Origin of the sequence: Brevundimonas sp. LjRoot202 (genome assembly GCF_964253355.1) — a bacterium.
In the GTDB taxonomy this organism is placed as follows: Bacteria; Pseudomonadota; Alphaproteobacteria; order Caulobacterales; family Caulobacteraceae; genus Brevundimonas.
Window position 1 is genome coordinate 739,266 of the sequence record NZ_CAXUQW020000001.1, and the last position, 17,037, is coordinate 756,302.

Below are 17,037 nucleotides of genomic sequence, written 5' to 3' on the forward strand. Positions count from 1 at the left end.
CCCCGCGAGCCCGCATCTTGACCGCACCCCTGATCCAGCTGATCGCCGGCCCGACCGCCTCGGGCAAGTCGCGGCTGGCGCTGGAGACGGCGGAGCGGACCCGGGCGGTGATCGTCAACGCCGACAGCCAGCAACTGTACGCCGACCTGCGGGTGCTGAGCGCGCGGCCATCCGTCGAGGAGGAGGCGCGGGCCGAGCATCGGCTGTACGGCGTGGCTGACGCCGCCGACGCCTGGTCGGTGGGGCGCTGGAGCCGGGCGGTGATGGAGCTGCTGGCGCAGCTGGAGGGGCGGCCGGTCCTTCTGGTCGGTGGGACGGGCCTGTATTTCACGGCCCTGACCAAGGGGTTGGCCGATATTCCTGACATTCCGGTCGAAGCAAGAGATGCCGCGGCGCGCGCGTTCGATACTGGGGGCGAGGCGGCGTTCCGGCAGCGCCTGGCGGCGCTGGACCCGGCCGCCGAGGCGCGCATCGAGGCCGGCGACCGGCAGCGGCTGACCCGGGCCTGGGCGGTGGCGGACCACACCGGCCGCGCCTTGAGCGACTGGACCGCCGACACCACGCCGCTGCTGGCGCCCGGATCGTGGACAGGGACGGTGGTCGAGCCGGACCGCGCGGCCCTCTACGCCAACTGCGACGCGCGGGTGGCCCGGATGGTCGAGGCCGGGGCGCTGGACGAGGTGCGGGCGCTGACGGCGCGCGGGCTGGACCCCGCCCTGCCGGCGATGAAGGCGGTCGGGGTGCGCGAATTCGCGGCCCATCTGGCCGGCGAGGCGACGCTGGAGGCGGCGGTCGAGGCGACCCGGCAGGCGACGCGCAACTACGCCAAGCGGCAGCTCACCTGGTTCAGGAACCAGACGCCGGCGTGGGCGCGGGTGTCGCCGATCGTTACGACGACGGGCTGACAGGCCGGGCGATCCCGGCCAAGGTGCGGCCGATATCCGTGGAGAGATTCATGTCCCGAACGCCTTTCGCCCTCGCCGCCGCCCTGCTCGCTCTCTCGGCCGCGCCGGGTCAGGCCCAGCACGCCCATCACGCGGATGCGCCGGCCGCCCGGCTCGCACCCGCGGCCAGCGAGGCGGCGGCGACGGTCGACGCCTTCCACGCGGCGTTGCGGGCGGCGGACACGGATGCGGCCCTCGCCCTGCTGGCCGAGGATGCGCTGATCTTCGAGGCCGGCGGGGCGGAGCGGTCGCGCGCCGAATATGCGTCGCACCATCTGGCGGCTGACTCCGCCTTCGCCGCCGTGACAGAGGACGCCATGACCCGCCGCTCGGGTGACGCCTCGGGCGACGTGGCGTGGATCACCAGCGAGGGGCGGACGACGGGCGAGTTCAACGGCCGGGCGGTGGACCGGCTCACCGTCGAGACCATGCTGCTGCGCCGTCATGGCGACGGCTGGCGCATCCAGCATATCCACTGGTCGTCGCGGGCCGCGCCGGCCGCCTAGAAAGAGGCCGGGGGCGGCAGCAGGCCCATAGCGGCGACGAGACACAGGATAACCGCGCCGAGGGCGAACTCGGCGGCCAGGGTCCGGCGCAGCCGGGCCAGAGAGGACGCGTCGGCGGCCGCCGACAGGGCCGGCGCGAGGCGGTAGCGATGCAGGGCGGCCAACGCCAGCATGCCCGCGAAGGCGGCCAGCTTGATCGCCAGCAGCAGGCCCCATGGCGTCGACAGCAGGGCCGGCAGGCCGCGGGGGCCGACCAGCACCCAGGCGTTGACCAGGCCAGACAGGACCAGGGCCGTCACGGCGATGGTTCCGGTGCTCGCGAACCCGACGAGGGCGTCGGCGAGGCCGTCCGCTCCGCTCCGTCGGCGGGCCAGGGCGACGAAGGCGGCCAGGGCGCCGATCCAGATCAGGGCGGCGACGGCGTGGACGACGTCTGCGGCGAGGTGGGGCCAGCGCCAGACGCCCTCGGTGGCGCCCCCGTGGCCGGTCCAGGCGAAGGAGGCGGCGATCAGTACGGCCGGAACGATCAGGCTCCACCACAGGCGGTCGCCCCGGAGCCCCAGCGCCAGCAGCAGGGCGAGCGCGGCCAGCGCCGCGCGGACGACATAGGCGGTTCCGAGAGCGGTTCCCGAGACCATGACACCGAGGGTCCCGGGCTTGACCGCCTCCGCGAGCGACCCGGCCATGACGGCGGTCTGGGCGACGAGGGCGGCGAGGGTCGCCAGCAGCAGGACGACGGCGCCGAAGCGAACCGAGGGCGAAGGCCAGCCGAGCCGGACATCGGCGAGTGCGGCGCGGCTGTACAGCATGAAGGCGGGCACGCCGAGCACGAGGGCCGCCGCGCCGTACTGGATGGCGCGAAGCCCGATCAGCGCCGGCTCGGTCATATCAGTGGACGGTGAAGCCGTAGGACCCGGTCATGCGGTGGCCGTCGCTCGAGGCGATCCGCCAGTTGACGGTCCAGGCGCCGGCCGCCAGCGGCCGGGCCAGCCGAGCGGAGAGGGTCTTGCCGTCTTCGCTCACGGTGGTGCGGACGGTGGTTTCGCGTCCAGCCGCGTCGACCAGGTCGAAAGACGAGAAGGCCGGGACCATCCGCTCGCTGAAGGTCAGGGAGATCACGCCCGGCGAGACGACGGTCGCATTGGCCCCCGGGGTGGCGCTCACCAGCCGCGCGTGGGCGAAGGCGGCCACGGCCGGAACCGAGACTGCAAGGACGACGGCGGCGGTGGTGAGCAGGCGATGAAGGGTCATGGGCTCTCCTGACTCTGTCGGTGGCCGGTTGTCCAGCGTCGCGGGAGTCTGCACCGCCCGCCATGAACGCTTCCTGTCGTCGGTCGTTCGGTCCGGCGGTCCGGCGAACCCCTTGGAAGCCCACGCCTCATGCCCTATATTGGGGGTGTCCGGGTTCGCCCGGACTATGGCGATAAACGCGCTTGTAATAAGCGGACCGGACCCGGGTGCGATTCCCGGCGGCTCCACCATTTCCTCCCGTGTATCGGCGGGCGGTGCGGGGCCGACTAGCATCGACGGACGTGTAAAGAAGACTGCTTTCGCCCGTCCTGGCCCACCGTATCGGGCCTTTAACTAACTGCGAACGATAACTTCGCTGGAGAAGTCGCTCTCGCCGCGTAAGCGGTTCGGGTGATTTCGAACACTTAAGTCCTGGGGGATCAGTTCCTCAGGCGGGGCCGCCGGGAGCCTGCCAACAGAATCCCGGCACTTTACCCTTTCGCCATCTTCCGCCCGCGTCGCTGCGCGGCTAAACCCTCCGGCTGTGAAGCCGAGGGACCCGATGGCCGACGAGACCCCGCCAGTCGACGAGATGCACTACGAGCAGCTGGCGCAGGACGCCCTGCGCGGCGTCATCCGCGCGGCGCTCGAGCGCGCGGCCCTGCCCGAGGGCATTCCCGGGGCGCACCACTTCTATGTGACGTTCAGGACCCGCGCGCCCGGCGTCAGCGTGCCCCCCGACGTGCTGGCCAAATACCCCGAAGAGATGACGGTCGTGCTGCAGCACCAGTACTGGGACCTGAAGGTCGAGGCCGACCGGTTCTCGGTGATGCTGAAATTCGGCGGCATGCCGAAGGTGCTGTCGATGCCCTATACGGCGGTGACGCGGTTCTACGACCCGTCGGTGCAGTTCCTGCTGCAGTTCGAGACACCGGCCGACGTCGAGGAGGTCGCGCCCGAGGCGGAGCCGCCCGTTTCGCCCCCCTCCACCGGCGACGACGGGCCCAAGGTCGTCTCGCTGGACCAGTTCCGGAAGAAGTAGGCCTTTTCCCCGGCTCCGCTTGCGGTAACCTCGCCCAAGACTTGGGCAAGGAACGCGCATGGGTCGCGCATGGCTGCTGCTGATACTGACGGCGCTGCTGACGGGCGCCGGTCCGGCGTGCGGCCAGAGTCCGGCAGCGCAGGGTCCGGGCGGGCGCTTCGACGGCTGGGCCACGGCGGTGATCGCCGCCGACTGGCGCGACGGCGGCGGACAGCCGATCGAAGCCTTCGACAACGCGCGGCGCGACGTGGCCCGGGGTTTCCTCGACGCCGGCTTGCCGCGTGAGCACCTGGTCGATTATTCGCTGCGGCCCGACGTCGCCGATCCGGTCACCGCGGCGGAGGCGTTGCAGGGCGTGGCCGCGACGACGGCGAGGGCGCCGCGCGGCTGCCTGCTGTATTTCACCTCGCACGGCTCGCCCGAAGGCGTCGTCTTCGGCCCCGACGCCATTCTCGCCCCGGCCGACATGGCCAATCTGGTGCGCCAGTGGTGCGGCGCGCGGCCGACGGTGGTGATCGTCTCGGCCTGCTACTCGGGAATCTTCGTCAACGCCCTCGAGGCGCCCAACCGGATGGTTCTGACCGCGGCGAGCCGCGAGCGGACCTCGTTCGGGTGCGGGGCGGAAGAGACGTATCCGTGGTTCGACGGTTGCGTGATCGAGACCCTGCCGGCGGCGACCGACTTCCTGGCGCTGGCGGCGGGAACGCGGGCCTGCGTGGCGCGCAAGGAGGCGGCGGCCGGGATCGCGGTGGCGTCGGAGCCCCAGCTGTTCGTCGGGGCGGAGATGCAGATGCGGCTGCCGACGCTGCGGTTCGAGAGGAGATCGGGGTGAGCCTGAGGGTCGATGACGACGGTTGGTCGCCGGCGGCCTGCCATTGCGGGACGGTGCGATTCCGGGCGCGGCTGAGCGACGGCCTGGCCAGCGCGCGGCGCTGCGACTGCTCGCTGTGCCGGATGCGCGGAGCGGTGGCTGTGACGGCGGGGCTGGGCGGCGTCGAGGTGCTGGAAGGGGCGGAGGCGCTGACCGAATACCGGTTCAACACCGGGACGGCGCGGCACTATTTCTGCTCGAACTGCGGGATCTATACGCACCACCGGCGGCGCTCGAACCCGAACGAGTACGGGGTCAACGCGGCGTGTCTGGAGGGGGTGAGCCCGTTCGATTTCGCCGAGGTTCTGGTCAACGACGGGGTGAACCATCCCAGCGACGGCGGCGGCGGGGTGGTCGGGGTGTTGCGTTATGAGCGGGTGCGGGACTGACCCGGCGCCGTAACCCCGCACCCTCCCACTCGCTGCGCGAGCGGGCCCCTCCCTCTCCCGATGGGAGAGGGGTTAGTTGCGCGGAAACACCCGGATCGTGATCCGCTCGCGCTCGCCCTCGTGGCGCTCGACCAGCAGGCGGGCGACCTGGGCGTCGTCGTGGAACAGGTAGCCCTTGATGGCGTCGAGCAGGGCCTTGGCGAGGTTGTCGAGGTCGATATGCGGCGGGTCGCCGACATGCTCCATGCGGATCTCGACGACGAAATCGCCCCAGGAAGGGCGCGAGGCCCACTCCTTGCGCATGAACTCATAGACCAGCGGCTTGTAGTATTTCGCCTGGGTGGTCAGGCCGTCGACGGTGATCTCGACGGCGGCGCCGACCTCCCGAAGGCGGACCTTGCCCGTGCCGATCCAGCCTGGGGTCAAGGACGGCACTCGGGCGGGACTTCGCCGATCAGGGTCGCGGTGCGGATCATCACCGGCGGGGTCAGCTGCTCCTGATCGTCGGCGGGGGACGCCTGGATGCGGCGGGCGACATCGAGCCCCTCGACCAGCCGCCCGAAGGCCCCGAAGCCCTGCCCGTCCGGATTGCGGCCGCCGCCGAAATCGAGGCTGGGCGTGTCCTGCGTCACGATGAAGAAGCTGGAGGTGGCGGTGTCGGGGCCGTCGCGAGCCATGGAGATGGTCCCGGCCGTGTGGCTGAGGCCGGTGTCGCGGGTCCGCTCGAGCGGGATGGGCGGGCGCAGGTCGTCGTCGGAACCGCGCGGCGTGGCGCCCTGGATGACGTCGATGGGATTGGGATTGTCGTTGGTCGCGGCGACCACCGTGCGGAAGAAGGACCCGGCCTCGTAATCGCCGTCGGTGACGTAACTGAGGAAGTTGCAGACCGTCAGCGGCGCGCGCTCGAGCTCCAGTTCGACGACCATCCGGCCGGCGTCGGTTTCCAGCACCACGCGGGGCTTGTCGGCGCCGGTCGCCGTGGTCGCGCAGGCGGAGAGCACAAACGCCGCCGCCATCATCATCGTCCGCATCGTCGGCTCCCTCGCCTTGTTCCCTCGCCTCCCCGTGCTACACCGCCGCGCATCCTCCCGTCACGCCTGAAGAGCCTTCGCGCCATGAGCAACGCCCGCACCGAAACCGACACCTTCGGCCCGATCGAGGTCGCCGCCGACCGCTACTGGGGCGCGCAGGCGCAGCGCTCGTTGGGCAATTTCAAGATCGGCGAGGAGACGCAGCCGCTGCCGATCGTGCGGGCGCTCGGCATCGTCAAGCGGGCCGCGGCCGAGACAAACATGGCGCTGGGCAAGCTGGACCCGAAACTGGGCGAGACCATCGTCAAGGCGGCCGACGAGGTGATCGAGGGCAAGCTGAACGACCACTTCCCGCTGGTGGTCTGGCAGACGGGGTCGGGCACCCAGTCGAACATGAACGCCAACGAGGTGATCTCGAACCGCGCCATCGAGATGCTGGGCGGCGAGATGGGCTCGAAGAAGCCGGTCCATCCCAACGACCACGTCAACATGAGCCAGTCGTCGAACGACACCTATCCCACTGCGATGCATGTTGCGTGCGCCGAGCAGGTGGTGAAGACGCTGATCCCGGCCCTGAAGCACCTGCACGCGGCGCTGAAGGCCAAGTCGGACGCCTGGCAGGGCATCATCAAGATCGGCCGGACGCACACCCAGGACGCCACGCCGCTGACGCTTGGCCAGGAGTTCGGCGGCTATGCCCAGCAGGTCGCCAACGGCATCGAGCGGATCGAGCAGACCCTGCCCAAGCTGATGGAGCTGGCCCAGGGCGGCACGGCCGTGGGCACCGGGCTGAACGCGCCGGTCGGGTTCGCGAAAAAGGTGGCGGAGAAGATCGCCGCCATCACCGGCCTGCCCTTCGTCACCGCGCCCAACAAGTTCGAGGCGCTGGCGGCCCATGACGCCATGGTGTTCAGCCACGGGGCCATCAACACGGTGGCGGCGTCGCTGTTCAAGATCGCCAACGACATCCGCTTCCTCGGGTCGGGCCCGCGTTCGGGGTTGGGCGAACTGGCCCTGCCGGAGAACGAGCCAGGCTCGTCGATCATGCCGGGCAAGGTCAATCCGACCCAGTGCGAGGCGCTGACCCAGGTCTGCGTGCAGGTGTTCGGCAACCACGCGGCGGTGACCTTCGCCGGCTCGCAGGGGCATTTCGAGCTGAACGTCTTCAACCCGGTGATGGCCTACAACTTCCTGCAATCGGTGCGGTTGATGGCCGACGCGGCGGTGTCGTTCACGGATAACTGCGTGGTCGGGATCGAGCCGCGCGAGGACAACATCAAGCGGGGGCTGGAGAACTCGCTGATGCTGGTGACGGCGCTGAACGGCAAGCTGGGCTATGACACCTGCGCCAAGATCGCCAAGACGGCCCACAGGAACGGCACCACGCTGCGCGAGGAAACCGTCGGCGGCGGCTATCTGACGAACGAGGAGTTCGACGAGTGGGTGCGGCCGGAGAAGATGATCTCGCCGGGGTGATGGACCGGGAAGCCTTTGAACGGGACGGGGTCTTGCATGCCGGCGGCCCGCTGGCCGAGTCCGAGGTCGATCTGTTGCGCGCACTTGCAGACGAGCGGATCGGATCGCGGCCGGGCGCGAGGCTGGAAGGGGAGCCGGTCCTGGTTGCTTTGCTAGCCGCGAATGGGCCCATAGGGGCAGTGGCGATGGAGCTCACCTCTGCGACCGCCCGACCCGTGCGCGCCGTTCTTTTCGACAAGACCGCCGACGGCAACTGGAGCGTCGCCTGGCATCAGGACCGGACGATCCCGGTGCGAGAGCGCGCCGAAGTTGACGGGTTCGGGCCGTGGTCGATGAAGGACGGCGTGCCGCATGTCGCGCCGCCACCCGATGTTCTGGCTCGAATGATCACGCTGAGGATTCATCTGGATGATGTGGACGCGGACAATGCACCGCTTCGTGTAGCGCGCGGTTCGCATCGACTCGGTCGCGTTCCCGCCGCGGAGGCCGCGCTTCTCGCAGAGAGTCGCCCGCAGACGGTCTGTCTGGCTCGAACTGGGGATGTTTGGGCCTACAAAACATTGATCCTGCACACGTCCGCCCCATCGCGGCAGGCGATGAGACGGCGTGTGCTGCAGGTGGATTACGCCGATTTCGACCTTCCGCCCGAACTGAACTGGCGGCCGATTGGCTGACGGCGCTAGTGCGGCTTCTCCGTCCAGCGCGCCTTGGCCTCGTCCTTCGTGAGGTTGAGGTGGACGTGGGCGTCGACGTGGTCGACCCAGCTGACCGGGATCATGTGGTGTTTGAAGCCCGAGCCGAGGTCCAGCTTGGCCAGTTCGATCTGGTCGCCACGGACGTGATCGACGCGGCCGACATGCTCGCCGTCGGAACCGACGACTTCGAGGCTTTCGCGAAGGAGTGAGAGGTCTACCATGGTGGCGGTCCTGACGTTGTGGATGTCGGGAAAACCGTCCGGCCGCGGGTCGGGTTGCATAGCGGAGGCGTCATGGGCGAGATCGTCAACCTCAACCAGGTCCGGAAGGACAGGGCCAAGGCCGAAAAGAAGGCCGCCTCCGCCGCCAATCGCGCCGCGCACGGGCGTTCGAAGGCGGAGCGGACCAGGGCCGAGAAGGAGCGGTCCCGCGCCGACCGGCTGCTGGACGGCTCGAAGCTGGAGGATTGAGATGGGCGAGGCGCCGGCAACCCGTCACGGCCTGATCCCGATGCTCGTGGCGATCCGCGTCGCCGGCGAACGCAAGCGGCGCGCCGCCGAAGCGGCCCTGTCGAAGGGAGAGGCGCCGGAGACGCCGAAAAAGAAACGCGGCTGGCTCGGCTAGGCCGCCGAGACCTTGGGCGCGCGGATCAGCAGGACCTGTCCCGCCAGCACCAGCGCCAGACCCGCCAGCGCCACCCAGCCGAAGCGGGCGTTCTCGAACAGCACCGACACCAGCATGGCGATCGGAGGGGTCAGGGCCGAGATGTAGCTGGCCAAGGCGTAGCCCCGCGCCCGGGCGACGCTGAAGTAGACCACGAAGGCGATCACCGAGCCGAACACCGACAGGTAGAGCAGCGACGCGACGTAGCTGAACGTCGGCTCGATCGACCATTCAACCCCGGTGGCCAGCCCGTAGAGCGCCAGCAGGCCCGAGCCATAGGCCATGGCCCAGGCCGTCGACGGGATCACCGCCGAGCCCGCGTTCTGGCCGCGCCAGGCGAAATAGTTGCCGAAGGCGGAGGCGATGACGGCCACGAAGGCGAAGCCGACGCCGGCAGCGCTTGCTTCGTCGAGGCCGGCCCCGAGGATTTCAGAGCCCGACAGGACGGCCACACCGACGACCCCGAGCGCCGCGCCGCCCCAGGACAGGGCGGCGGCCCGCTGACGGGCGGCGATGCGGAACAGGATCAGGTTGAGCAGGGCGAGTGAGGCGAAGATCACCGCCACGATGGCCGAGGCGATGCGGCCCTCGGCGGCGTAGGTGAAGCTGTAGCTCAGGGAGAAGGCGAACACCCCCTGCCCCGCGGCGGCGAGGTGCTGGTTGAGGGTCAGCTTCAGCGAGCGACGGGTCAGCAGGCAGCCGGCGAACAGCAGGATCGCGGCCAGGCCGAAGCGCCAGACGATCGAGGCCAGCGGCGCGACCTGGCCGAGTTGCAGGGTGATCGCATACCAGGTCGTGCCCCAGATGGCGGCGCACAGTCCCACGCCGCCGATCGCCAGCAGCGTCGCGCGCGACAGGCCCGTCGATTTGGGCGGGACAAGGGATTCGGATGGGGCGGTCATGTCGCTGGAGGTGAGGCCTCGGCCGGTTCGGGGCAAGCCGAGTTATCGAACGCCCGGGACAAGGCAGGCTTATGACGTCCGGAAATCGCCGTCAGCCGCGTAGTTTCAGCGCCGCCCGGGCCTCGGCCGGCACGCGGTCGTAAACGGTCGGCGGACGGAGGTTCAACCGGGCGCGCGCGGTCTCCAGCGGCTCGGCGAACAGGGCCTCGTAATCGAGCGCCGGCAACCAGCGGGCGGCGCGGCCGTGGCGCCAGGCCTGGAGGACCGCGCGGCGGGCCGGGACGGAGCGGTTCTCGCGCTGGATCTCGCGGGCCGCGCCCCAGCCTATGAAGGCGAAGCCGAGATTGCGCGTCTGGCCGTAGGAGAAGGCCACCACGCAGGCCTCGCCCAGGGCGTCGGTCTGGTAGCCGGTCAGGATGTGCCAGACGTCGTGGACGTCGCGCAGGCGGCGCGAATACCAGACCACGGGGTGCGGCGCGTCGATGAAGGGCACGACCTCGCGCTCGACCTCGGCCAGGCCGTCGGCGGTGAAGCCGCGCGCCTCGCGGAAGGCGCGGTAGGTTGCGCCGACCGTTCCCGGCTGGAACCGGGCCAGCCAGACCGGGTCGTCCAGCTTGTGGGCCAGTTCCTCGCGCAGGAAGGCCTGACGGCCGCCCTCCATGGTCGACAGCATCCGCTGATAGCCGCGGGAAATGGACCGGCCGCTGAGCGCCTGCATGATGCGGAAGACCTGGACGGTGTCCTCCTTGTCGCGGATCAGCCGGCGGAAGGCCTTGAGCGCCGCCAACGGGCGCAGTCGCTCCGGGCGGACCTTGCGGAAGTCGTCTACAGCAGCGGAAATCAGGGTCATGGCGGCGTCCGGAAGGATGTCCCAATGTAGCGAATGAAGCCTCCGGGTGGAACGGCCCGGCGCAGCTTGGGTTATCCGCGGTAATAGTCCCTGAAAGCCGCGCCTTGATGCCCTCCGCTCATTCCCCGGCGCCGGTTCCGCGACTGCAGTCGCTCGCCCTGGCCTGGCCGCCGCACATTTTGCGCCAGGAGGATGTGGCGGCCAACGGCGCGGAGATGTTCGCCACCACCCACGGCGGCTTCGAACGGCTGGAGCCGATCTATCGCAACGCCCTGATCGAGACGCGGCATTCGTGCGTGCCGATCGAATGGTACCTGAAACCGCACAGCTTTTCCGAACGCAACGACCTGTTCCTCGCCAACGCCGTTCCCCTGCTGGCCGAGGCGGCCGGCAAGGCGCTGGAGCAGGCCGGGCTGGCGGCCGGAGACATCGACGTCATCGTCGCGGTCTGCACCACCGGAATCGCCACGCCGGCGCTGGACGCGCGGCTGATGCAGGTCATGCCGTTCCGGCCGGACGTGCGGCGCACGCCGATGTTCGGCCTGGGCTGCGCCGGCGGCGTGGTCGGGCTGGCGCGGGCCGCCGACATCGCCCGGGCGCATCCGGACGAGCGGGTGCTGTTGCTGGTGGTGGAGTTGTGCGCCCTGACCTTCCGGGCCCAGGACCGGTCCAAGAGCAATCTGGTCGCCACGGCCCTGTTCGGCGACGGCGCGGCGGCGGCGGTGATCTCGTGCCGGGCGGATGCCCGCGGGCCCGCGCTGGGGGCCAGCCGCGAGCACACCTGGCCCGACAGCCTCGACGTCATGGGCTGGGATGTCGCCGACGACGGGCTGAAGGTGGTGTTCAGCCGGGACATCCCGACCCTCGTGCAGGAGGATTTCCGGCCCGTGGCGACGAAATTCCTCGCCGATAACGGCCTGACGACGGCGGACGTCGGCGGCTTCGTCTGCCATCCGGGCGGGGCCAAGGTGATCGAGGCGCTGGAGGGCTGTTTCGAGCTGTCGGAAGGATCGCTGACCCATACCCGCGCCGTGCTGCGCGACCACGGCAACATGAGCGCCGCGACGGTGCTGTTCGTGCTGAAGGCCATGCTGGACGACGGGGCCAGGGGGCCCCTGCTGCTGACGACGCTGGGGCCGGGTTTCACGGCCGGACTGATGCTGGTGCATGCCTGATGTGGCTGTGGATCGTGCTGGCCGCGGTGACCGCCCAACGTCTGGGGGAGCTGTGGCTGGCCAACCGCAACACGCGGCGCCTGCTGGCGGAGGGGGCGGTGGAGATCGGGGCCGGCCACTATCCATTGTTCGTGCTGCTGCATGCTGGCTGGCTGGCCGCGATCGCCCTGGCGACGCCGGCGACGACAATCCCCGCCCCCTGGCTGCTGGCGGCCTACGGCGTGCTTCAGCTGGGCCGGCTATGGGTGATCGCGACCCTGGGTCGGTTCTGGACCACGCGCATCATCACCCTGCCCGGGGCGCCGCTGGTCCGGCGCGGTCCGTACCGGTTCGTGCGCCATCCCAACTATCTGGTGGCGTCGCTGGAGATCGCGGTGCTGCCGCTGGCCTTCGGACAGGTCCTGATCGCTCTGGTCTGGAGCGTGGCCAACGCGCTACTGGTCGGCTGGCGGATCCGGGTCGAGGACCGCGCGCTGGATGACCGCAGAGAATGCTGAGGAAACGCTCCGTCTCCCTCTCGGGCCACGCCACCTCGGTGGCGCTGGAACCCGAGTTCTGGGCCGTGCTCGACGCCGTGGCGGCCGAGCTGGGGCTGACCCACGCCGGGCTGATGAAGCGGATCGACGAGCGGCGCGGCCGCAAGCCGCTGGCTTCGGCCTGCCGCCTGCTTGCGCTGGCCTGGGCAGGCGGCGACCGGTCGTTCGCGGAACAGCCCCCGGCCGATCGATAGCGATCTCGGTCGAGACGCCCGTCCGGGTCGTCGCGACCGTCACCTATCAGCTGCGGTGACGGTCGCGATACGTCAGTTCGCGGGAGCCGGTTCCGGGTCGGGCACGCTGGGCGGCTCGACCGACGGCAGGTCCGGCAGGTCGGGCGCCGGGAGCGCCGGCGCCGTCGGCAGATCGACGTCGAGATCCACCTTCGTGTCGGTCGCCCGGTTCAGGCTGCCGTTCGAATAGACCACGATGCCGATGATGATCAGCACCACCACCAGGCCGCCGACGAGGAAGCCGATCCATCCGGCGCCGCCCCGATCGGACGGGGGATTGTTGATGGTGGTGTGGTGCACGACGTCCGGGCGGTCGTCGCGGGGCGGGGGGACGTTGGGATCGGTCATCGATCAGCCCTCCGTGCCGGGAACCGCCGGGGCCGAGACCTCGGGCACGTCGACGTTGACGTCGAGCTGGTTGGTCTCGGGCGCGCCACCGCGGGCGAAGACGAAATAGGCCACCACGGCCAGCACGACCACGATCGCCCCGACGATGAAGGCGAGGCCGGTGTTGCCGCTTCCGCCCGTGTTGTTGGTGTTCTCAGCCATGGGTATCCCTTCCCTTTGATCCCTGTCAGCAACGGAACGATGGTCAGGCTTGGCGGTTCCCCGGCGACGCGACGACGCGGGCGCTGACATCGGGCTCCGTGCCCCTTATGTTCTCCCGATGAGTCTGCCTGACACCCCTGCCCCGCGTATTTCCGATCTCGCCCGCTCGCGCGGCCCCGGGGGCGTCGAGCCGTCCGGCGCGCCCGACTACCTGGCCGGGCTGAATCCCGAGCAGCGCGAGGCGGTGGAGACAGTGGACGGGCCGGTTCTGGTGCTGGCGGGCGCGGGCACCGGCAAGACGCGGGTGCTGACCACCCGACTGGCGCACATTCTCGCAACGGGGCGAGCGCGGCCGTGGGAGCTGCTGGCCGTCACCTTCACCAACAAGGCCGCGCGCGAGATGCGCGAGCGGATCACCCACCTGATCGGGCCATCGGCGGAGGGGCTGCGCTGGCTGGGGACCTTCCACTCGGTGGCGGCGCAGATCCTGCGGCGGCACGCGGAACTGGTCGGGCTGAAGTCGACCTTCACCATCCTGGACACCGACGACCAGGAGCGGGTCTGCAAACAGCTGCTCGAGGCGGCCAACCTCGACACCAAGCGGTGGACCCCGCGCTCGCTGAGCGGGCTGATCGACCACTGGAAGAACCGCGGCTGGACGCCGGAGAAGCTGCCGTCGACGGAAGATTTCGCCAACGGCAAGGGACACTCGCTGTACGCCGCCTATCAGGCCCGGCTGGTCAGCCTGAACGCCTGCGACTTCGGCGACTTGTTGCTGCACAACCTGACGATCTTGTCAAAGCACGCGGATATCGCTGAAGAATACCGACGTCGGTTTCGCTATATCCTGGTCGACGAATACCAGGACACCAATGTCGCCCAATACCTGTGGCTGCGCCTGCTGACCTCCTCGACCGGCAACGTCTGTTGCGTCGGTGACGACGACCAGTCGATCTACGGCTGGCGCGGCGCCGAGGTGGACAACATCCTGCGTTTCGAGCGCGACTTCCCGGGCGCGAAGGTGATCCGGCTGGAGCGCAACTACCGTTCGACGCAGCACATCCTGGGGGCCGCCTCGGGCCTGATCGCGGCCAACAAGGGGCGGCTGGGCAAGACGCTGTGGACCGAGGACCTGAGCGGCGACAAGGTGCGGGTGCGCGGGGTCTGGGACGGCGAGGCCGAGGCCCGGTTGATCGCCGACGAGATCGAGACGGCGCGGCGAGCGGGCACCGCTTACAAGGACATGGCGGTGCTGGTGCGGGCCTCGTTCCAGATGCGGGCGTTCGAGGAGCGGTTCGTGATGCTGGCGGTGCCCTACACCGTCATCGGCGGGCCGCGCTTCTTCGAGCGGGCCGAGATCCGGGACGCCCACGCCTATCTGCGGCTGATCCTGAGCGAGGATGATGACCTGGCCTTCGAGCGGATCGTCAACGTGCCCAAGCGGGGTGTCGGCGACACCAGCGTGCAGAAGGTGCTGCAGATCGCACGGCTGTCGGGGGTGTCGGCGATGGCGGCGGTGCGCGACCTGATCGTCTCGGACGAACTGCAGGCGCGGACGCGGACGGCGCTGTCCAACTTCGTGCGCGACATCGACCGCTGGCGGGCGCTGGCCCAGACCACGAGCCATTGGGAGCTGACCGAGACGGTGCTTGAGGAGAGCGGCTACACCGACATGCAGAAGGCCGACCGGGCGACCGGCCAGACCCGGCTCGACAACCTCAAGGAACTGACCCAGTCGATGCAGGCGTTCGAGACCCTGCCCGCCTATCTGGAGCACGTCTCGCTGGTCATGGACCTGGACCGCGGAGCATCGGACGACGCGGTGCAGGTGATGACCCTGCACGGAGCCAAGGGGCTGGAGTTCCCGCTGGTCTTCCTGCCCGGCTGGGAGGAAGGCGTCTTTCCCAGCCAGCGCAGCATCGACGAGAAGGGCGAGAAGGGCCTCGAGGAGGAACGCCGGCTGGCCTACGTCGGGGTGACCCGGGCCAAACAGGACGCGCGGATCTCGTTCGCGGCCAACCGGCTGGTCTATGGCCGCTGGACCTCGCAGCTGCCGAGCCGGTTCGTCGACGAACTGCCGATCGACCACGTCGAGGCCGAGAGCGACACCGGCTACTACGGCGTCTCATCGGGCATGAAGGAGGCCAAGAGCCGCTGGGACGAGATGCCGACCTTCGGCTCGGGCTATTCCTCGCCGGGCTGGAAGCGGGCGCAGTCCTTCACGGCGGCGCGGACGCCGGCGGCGAAGCCGGCCCGGCACGCGCTGATCGAGGGGGACGGCCGGCTGGTCGCGACGGCGGATCCGAAGTCGGGCGGCGACTGGAGCAAGGGCGAGCGGGTCTTCCATCAGAAGTTCGGCTACGGCCGTATCACCGGCATCGAGGGCAACAAGCTGCTGGTGGCGTTCGAGAAGGCGGGGGAGAAGAAGGTGATCGATACGTTCGTGGAGAAGGCGTGATGAGGATGCTGGTTCTCGGGGCGGCCATCGCCCTCTCGGGGTGCGCCTCCGCCTCGTACAGCGACGACGCGGTGACGCGGTTCGTCGAGCGGGCGGCGATGTGCGAACACTGGATGGGCGAGGAGCCCTATGACGACGCGCGGCGGACCGAGATCGACCGGAACCTGGGCGACCTGCGCTGCACCACGATCCGGCGGGACGGCGAGGCCCTGAAGCTGAGCCGGAAAGACCGGCCCGAGGACCTGGGCCGGATCGACGAGGCGCTGGCGGGATTTTGAAGCCGTTCAGGTCGGGTTGGCCCGCCGGGGCGTGCAGGTCTCCCACGCCCCGACCGCCAGCAGCACCGCCGTCGAGGCCGCCGACAGCGCCAGCGGGGTCGAGATCGGCACGGCGAAGGTGAGGCCGCCGAGCGCGAGGAGGCCCGCCAGGCGCGGCCGCGACCAGTGCTTCCAGACGGCGAAGATGGCCACCGCCGTGCCGGCCAGGAACAGAGCCGGACCCCCCAGCAGGACCCAGGCGACGGCTGGATCGATGTGTCCGGCGGGGTGGGCCAGGACCATTTCGTCGCCCACCGCCGTGACCACGACGCCGGCCACCAGCGGGATGGGGGCGTAGGTGTAGGCGCGCCGGGCGATGGCGCCCGGGTCGTCCGAGCCGGCAATGACGTTCGAGGCCTGGTCGTGCTTGGCGCTGAAGTAGAGCCACCACATGGCAATCGCTCCCAGGAAGGCGCTGACGAAGGCCGAAACCGTGAGCGTGGTCCAGGCGAGGTCGGCGAACGTCGCCCCGGTGATGATGATCGACTCGCCCAGGCAGATGATGACGAACAGGCCGACGCGCTCGGCCAGGTGGGCGCCCTCCACGTTCCAGTCGCGGGTATGGGCGCGGCCCAACCCGGGGCACCAGAAGGCGGTCATGGGGCCGGCGAACTCGAGCGCCAGCGCGACCAGCCAGATCAGCAGCCGCATCTGGCCATCGGCCAACCCGCCGCCGATCCAGAACGCTCCGCCGACCACGGCCCAGGCGACGATCCGCTGGAAATTGGTTCGCAGGACCGCGTCGTCTCGAACCGCCCAGAGCGTGAACAGCCCACGCCCGACCTGGATGGTGACGAAAGCCGACGCGAAGACCAGCCCCCTCTCGCCGAAGGCCTCGGGCAGCGAGGTTGAGAGCACCAATCCCGCCGCCATCAGTCCGAACAGCATGAGCCGCACCAGCGGCCGGTCCGGGTCCAGCCAGTTGGTGATCCAGCTGGTGTCGATCCACGCCCACCACAGCGCGCCCAGCAGCATGGCCGCCTGCAAGGCGCCAAGCCAGCTCAGGTGCTCCAGCAGAGTGTGCGAGACCTGGGTGATGGCGAAGACGAAGACCAGGTCGAAGAACAGTTCGACGAAGCCGACCCGGGCGTGATGACCGTCGCGGTGGCGGAGAAGATCACGCGCCATCGAATTCCAACCCTTCGTTAAGCCGGTTCGCCGACCCTGCAA

24 protein-coding genes and 1 other RNA gene are annotated in these 17,037 nt (G+C 69.8%); 15 read left to right on the plus strand and 10 right to left on the minus strand.

Annotated features, from left to right (window positions below; genetic code table 11):
- Positions 1 to 17: 17 nt before the first annotated feature.
- Together miaA and ACSQ1L_RS04105 are read left to right on the plus strand one after the other, a co-directional pair.
- On the plus strand, positions 18 to 905 hold the full coding sequence (gene miaA / locus ACSQ1L_RS04100; RefSeq protein WP_435992200.1) for a tRNA (adenosine(37)-N6)-dimethylallyltransferase MiaA: 888 nt from the start codon (positions 18 to 20) through the stop codon (positions 903 to 905).
- 50 nt (positions 906 to 955) lie between these two features.
- Complete coding sequence (locus ACSQ1L_RS04105) at positions 956 to 1,450, plus strand: nuclear transport factor 2 family protein (RefSeq protein ID WP_435992202.1); 495 nt, start codon at positions 956 to 958, stop codon at positions 1,448 to 1,450.
- Here ACSQ1L_RS04105 and copD read toward each other — a convergent pair.
- Complete coding sequence (copD, locus tag ACSQ1L_RS04110) at positions 1,447 to 2,337, minus strand: copper homeostasis membrane protein CopD (protein ID WP_435992204.1); 891 nt, start codon at positions 2,335 to 2,337, stop codon at positions 1,447 to 1,449. The genes ACSQ1L_RS04105 and copD overlap by 4 nt on opposite strands.
- A gap of 1 nt (position 2,338) precedes the next feature.
- Positions 2,339 to 2,701 carry a copper homeostasis periplasmic binding protein CopC gene (gene copC / locus ACSQ1L_RS04115; RefSeq protein WP_435992206.1) on the minus strand — a complete coding sequence of 121 codons (363 nt, stop codon included), beginning with the start codon at positions 2,699 to 2,701 and terminating at the stop codon, positions 2,339 to 2,341.
- A 108-nt stretch (positions 2,702 to 2,809) separates the two neighbouring features.
- On the opposite strand from copC, the gene ssrA reads away from it, so the two are divergent.
- The 4 genes from ssrA (at position 2,810) to ACSQ1L_RS04135 (ending at position 4,982) form a co-directional block, all read left to right on the plus strand.
- Positions 2,810 to 3,171: a transfer-messenger RNA gene (gene ssrA / locus ACSQ1L_RS04120) on the plus strand.
- Between the two features lie 71 nt (positions 3,172 to 3,242).
- Complete coding sequence (locus tag ACSQ1L_RS04125) at positions 3,243 to 3,722, plus strand: SspB family protein (RefSeq protein WP_435992208.1); 480 nt, start codon at positions 3,243 to 3,245, stop codon at positions 3,720 to 3,722.
- Positions 3,723 to 3,780: 58 nt separating this feature from the next.
- Positions 3,781 to 4,554: a C13 family peptidase gene (locus tag ACSQ1L_RS04130; RefSeq protein ID WP_435992210.1), complete on the plus strand. Its 774-nt coding sequence runs from the start codon at positions 3,781 to 3,783 to the stop codon at positions 4,552 to 4,554.
- The gene (locus ACSQ1L_RS04135) at positions 4,551 to 4,982 is read left to right on the plus strand and encodes a GFA family protein (RefSeq protein WP_435992212.1); all 432 of its coding nucleotides are present in this window, start codon (positions 4,551 to 4,553) and stop codon (positions 4,980 to 4,982) included. Before ACSQ1L_RS04130 ends, ACSQ1L_RS04135 begins: the two co-directional genes overlap by 4 nt.
- Positions 4,983 to 5,054: 72 nt before the next feature.
- Here the strand turns inward: ACSQ1L_RS04135 and ACSQ1L_RS04140 are convergent, their stop codons facing one another.
- Positions 5,055 to 5,408 carry a RusA family crossover junction endodeoxyribonuclease gene (locus ACSQ1L_RS04140; protein WP_435992214.1) on the minus strand — a complete coding sequence of 118 codons (354 nt, stop codon included), beginning with the start codon at positions 5,406 to 5,408 and terminating at the stop codon, positions 5,055 to 5,057.
- Positions 5,405 to 6,013 (minus strand): peptidylprolyl isomerase, encoded by a 609-nt coding sequence (locus ACSQ1L_RS04145; RefSeq protein ID WP_435992216.1) that lies wholly within the window; start codon positions 6,011 to 6,013, stop codon positions 5,405 to 5,407. Before ACSQ1L_RS04145 ends, ACSQ1L_RS04140 begins: the two co-directional genes overlap by 4 nt.
- Before the next feature lie 84 nt (positions 6,014 to 6,097).
- Here ACSQ1L_RS04145 and fumC point away from each other — a divergent pair, with 84 nt between their 5' ends.
- Complete coding sequence (gene fumC, locus ACSQ1L_RS04150; protein WP_435992218.1) at positions 6,098 to 7,489, plus strand: class II fumarate hydratase; 1,392 nt, start codon at positions 6,098 to 6,100, stop codon at positions 7,487 to 7,489.
- A complete protein-coding gene (locus ACSQ1L_RS04155) occupies positions 7,453 to 8,163 on the plus strand; it encodes a phytanoyl-CoA dioxygenase family protein (RefSeq protein WP_435992220.1) in 711 nt (236 codons plus the stop codon). Before fumC ends, ACSQ1L_RS04155 begins: the two co-directional genes overlap by 37 nt.
- A 5-nt stretch (positions 8,164 to 8,168) precedes the next feature.
- Here the strand turns inward: ACSQ1L_RS04155 and ACSQ1L_RS04160 are convergent, their stop codons facing one another.
- Positions 8,169 to 8,405, minus strand: a complete 237-nt coding sequence (locus ACSQ1L_RS04160) for a DUF2171 domain-containing protein (protein WP_435992222.1) — start codon at positions 8,403 to 8,405, stop codon at positions 8,169 to 8,171.
- A gap of 72 nt (positions 8,406 to 8,477) precedes the next feature.
- Here ACSQ1L_RS04160 and ACSQ1L_RS04165 point away from each other — a divergent pair, with 72 nt between their 5' ends.
- Together ACSQ1L_RS04165 and ACSQ1L_RS04170 are read left to right on the plus strand one after the other, a co-directional pair.
- Positions 8,478 to 8,654 carry a DUF4169 family protein gene (locus tag ACSQ1L_RS04165; protein ID WP_435992224.1) on the plus strand — a complete coding sequence of 59 codons (177 nt, stop codon included), beginning with the start codon at positions 8,478 to 8,480 and terminating at the stop codon, positions 8,652 to 8,654.
- 1 nt (position 8,655) lies between these two features.
- On the plus strand, positions 8,656 to 8,808 hold the full coding sequence (locus ACSQ1L_RS04170; protein WP_435992226.1) for a hypothetical protein: 153 nt from the start codon (positions 8,656 to 8,658) through the stop codon (positions 8,806 to 8,808).
- Here ACSQ1L_RS04170 and ACSQ1L_RS04175 read toward each other — a convergent pair.
- Entirely contained in the window at positions 8,805 to 9,749 is a 945-nt protein-coding gene (locus ACSQ1L_RS04175; protein WP_435992228.1) for a DMT family transporter, read from the minus strand. The genes ACSQ1L_RS04170 and ACSQ1L_RS04175 overlap by 4 nt on opposite strands.
- Before the next feature lie 91 nt (positions 9,750 to 9,840).
- Positions 9,841 to 10,599, minus strand: coding sequence for a Coq4 family protein (locus ACSQ1L_RS04180; protein WP_435992230.1), 759 nt, complete (start codon positions 10,597 to 10,599; stop codon positions 9,841 to 9,843).
- Positions 10,600 to 10,706: 107 nt separating this feature from the next.
- Here ACSQ1L_RS04180 and ACSQ1L_RS04185 point away from each other — a divergent pair, with 107 nt between their 5' ends.
- The 3 genes from ACSQ1L_RS04185 to ACSQ1L_RS04195 are packed head-to-tail and all read left to right on the plus strand — an operon-like array spanning position 10,707 to position 12,504.
- Positions 10,707 to 11,774: a type III polyketide synthase gene (locus ACSQ1L_RS04185; RefSeq protein ID WP_435992232.1), complete on the plus strand. Its 1,068-nt coding sequence runs from the start codon at positions 10,707 to 10,709 to the stop codon at positions 11,772 to 11,774.
- Positions 11,774 to 12,271 (plus strand): isoprenylcysteine carboxyl methyltransferase family protein, encoded by a 498-nt coding sequence (locus ACSQ1L_RS04190; protein WP_435992234.1) that lies wholly within the window; start codon positions 11,774 to 11,776, stop codon positions 12,269 to 12,271. Before ACSQ1L_RS04185 ends, ACSQ1L_RS04190 begins: the two co-directional genes overlap by 1 nt.
- On the plus strand, positions 12,265 to 12,504 hold the full coding sequence (locus ACSQ1L_RS04195) for a ribbon-helix-helix domain-containing protein (protein ID WP_435992236.1): 240 nt from the start codon (positions 12,265 to 12,267) through the stop codon (positions 12,502 to 12,504). The genes ACSQ1L_RS04190 and ACSQ1L_RS04195 overlap by 7 nt, the downstream gene beginning before the upstream one ends.
- A 72-nt stretch (positions 12,505 to 12,576) precedes the next feature.
- On the opposite strand, the gene ACSQ1L_RS04200 is transcribed toward ACSQ1L_RS04195, so the two are convergent.
- Positions 12,577 to 12,891, minus strand: coding sequence for a hypothetical protein (locus ACSQ1L_RS04200; RefSeq protein WP_435992238.1), 315 nt, complete (start codon positions 12,889 to 12,891; stop codon positions 12,577 to 12,579).
- A 3-nt stretch (positions 12,892 to 12,894) separates the two neighbouring features.
- The gene (locus ACSQ1L_RS04205) at positions 12,895 to 13,092 is read right to left on the minus strand and encodes a hypothetical protein (protein ID WP_435992240.1); all 198 of its coding nucleotides are present in this window, start codon (positions 13,090 to 13,092) and stop codon (positions 12,895 to 12,897) included.
- A gap of 118 nt (positions 13,093 to 13,210) precedes the next feature.
- Between ACSQ1L_RS04205 and ACSQ1L_RS04210 the strand changes: the two genes are divergently transcribed.
- Complete coding sequence (locus ACSQ1L_RS04210) at positions 13,211 to 15,550, plus strand: ATP-dependent helicase (RefSeq protein WP_435992242.1); 2,340 nt, start codon at positions 13,211 to 13,213, stop codon at positions 15,548 to 15,550.
- On the plus strand, positions 15,550 to 15,828 hold the full coding sequence (locus ACSQ1L_RS04215; protein WP_435992244.1) for a hypothetical protein: 279 nt from the start codon (positions 15,550 to 15,552) through the stop codon (positions 15,826 to 15,828). The genes ACSQ1L_RS04210 and ACSQ1L_RS04215 overlap by 1 nt, the downstream gene beginning before the upstream one ends.
- A 6-nt stretch (positions 15,829 to 15,834) precedes the next feature.
- On the opposite strand, the gene ACSQ1L_RS04220 is transcribed toward ACSQ1L_RS04215, so the two are convergent.
- A complete protein-coding gene (locus ACSQ1L_RS04220) occupies positions 15,835 to 16,995 on the minus strand; it encodes a low temperature requirement protein A (RefSeq protein ID WP_435992246.1) in 1,161 nt (386 codons plus the stop codon).
- Between the last annotated feature and the right edge of the window lie 42 nt (positions 16,996 to 17,037).

Excerpts from the sequence above, each read along its gene's own strand:
- ACSQ1L_RS04125 (WP_435992208.1), top strand. The coding sequence starts at position 3,243 with ATGGCCGACGAGACCCCGCCAGTCGACGAGATGCACTACGAGCAGCTG.
- ACSQ1L_RS04160 (WP_435992222.1), bottom strand. The coding sequence starts at position 8,405 with ATGGTAGACCTCTCACTCCTTCGCGAAAGCCTCGAAGTCGTCGGTTCC.
- ACSQ1L_RS04210 (WP_435992242.1), top strand. The coding sequence starts at position 13,211 with ATGAGTCTGCCTGACACCCCTGCCCCGCGTATTTCCGATCTCGCCCGC.
- ACSQ1L_RS04185 (WP_435992232.1), top strand. The coding sequence starts at position 10,707 with ATGCCCTCCGCTCATTCCCCGGCGCCGGTTCCGCGACTGCAGTCGCTC.
- ACSQ1L_RS04105 (WP_435992202.1), top strand. The coding sequence starts at position 956 with ATGTCCCGAACGCCTTTCGCCCTCGCCGCCGCCCTGCTCGCTCTCTCG.
- ACSQ1L_RS04195 (WP_435992236.1), top strand. The coding sequence starts at position 12,265 with ATGCTGAGGAAACGCTCCGTCTCCCTCTCGGGCCACGCCACCTCGGTG.
- ACSQ1L_RS04175 (WP_435992228.1), bottom strand. The coding sequence starts at position 9,749 with ATGACCGCCCCATCCGAATCCCTTGTCCCGCCCAAATCGACGGGCCTG.
- ACSQ1L_RS04190 (WP_435992234.1), top strand. The coding sequence starts at position 11,774 with ATGTGGCTGTGGATCGTGCTGGCCGCGGTGACCGCCCAACGTCTGGGG.
- copD (WP_435992204.1), bottom strand. The coding sequence starts at position 2,337 with ATGACCGAGCCGGCGCTGATCGGGCTTCGCGCCATCCAGTACGGCGCG.
- ACSQ1L_RS04220 (WP_435992246.1), bottom strand. The coding sequence starts at position 16,995 with ATGGCGCGTGATCTTCTCCGCCACCGCGACGGTCATCACGCCCGGGTC.
- fumC (WP_435992218.1), top strand. The coding sequence starts at position 6,098 with ATGAGCAACGCCCGCACCGAAACCGACACCTTCGGCCCGATCGAGGTC.
- copC (WP_435992206.1), bottom strand. The coding sequence starts at position 2,701 with ATGACCCTTCATCGCCTGCTCACCACCGCCGCCGTCGTCCTTGCAGTC.
- ACSQ1L_RS04205 (WP_435992240.1), bottom strand. The coding sequence starts at position 13,092 with ATGGCTGAGAACACCAACAACACGGGCGGAAGCGGCAACACCGGCCTC.
- ACSQ1L_RS04170 (WP_435992226.1), top strand. The coding sequence starts at position 8,656 with ATGGGCGAGGCGCCGGCAACCCGTCACGGCCTGATCCCGATGCTCGTG.
- ACSQ1L_RS04130 (WP_435992210.1), top strand. The coding sequence starts at position 3,781 with ATGGGTCGCGCATGGCTGCTGCTGATACTGACGGCGCTGCTGACGGGC.
- ACSQ1L_RS04165 (WP_435992224.1), top strand. The coding sequence starts at position 8,478 with ATGGGCGAGATCGTCAACCTCAACCAGGTCCGGAAGGACAGGGCCAAG.
- ACSQ1L_RS04180 (WP_435992230.1), bottom strand. The coding sequence starts at position 10,599 with ATGACCCTGATTTCCGCTGCTGTAGACGACTTCCGCAAGGTCCGCCCG.
- ACSQ1L_RS04200 (WP_435992238.1), bottom strand. The coding sequence starts at position 12,891 with ATGACCGATCCCAACGTCCCCCCGCCCCGCGACGACCGCCCGGACGTC.
- ACSQ1L_RS04215 (WP_435992244.1), top strand. The coding sequence starts at position 15,550 with ATGAGGATGCTGGTTCTCGGGGCGGCCATCGCCCTCTCGGGGTGCGCC.
- ACSQ1L_RS04145 (WP_435992216.1), bottom strand. The coding sequence starts at position 6,013 with ATGCGGACGATGATGATGGCGGCGGCGTTTGTGCTCTCCGCCTGCGCG.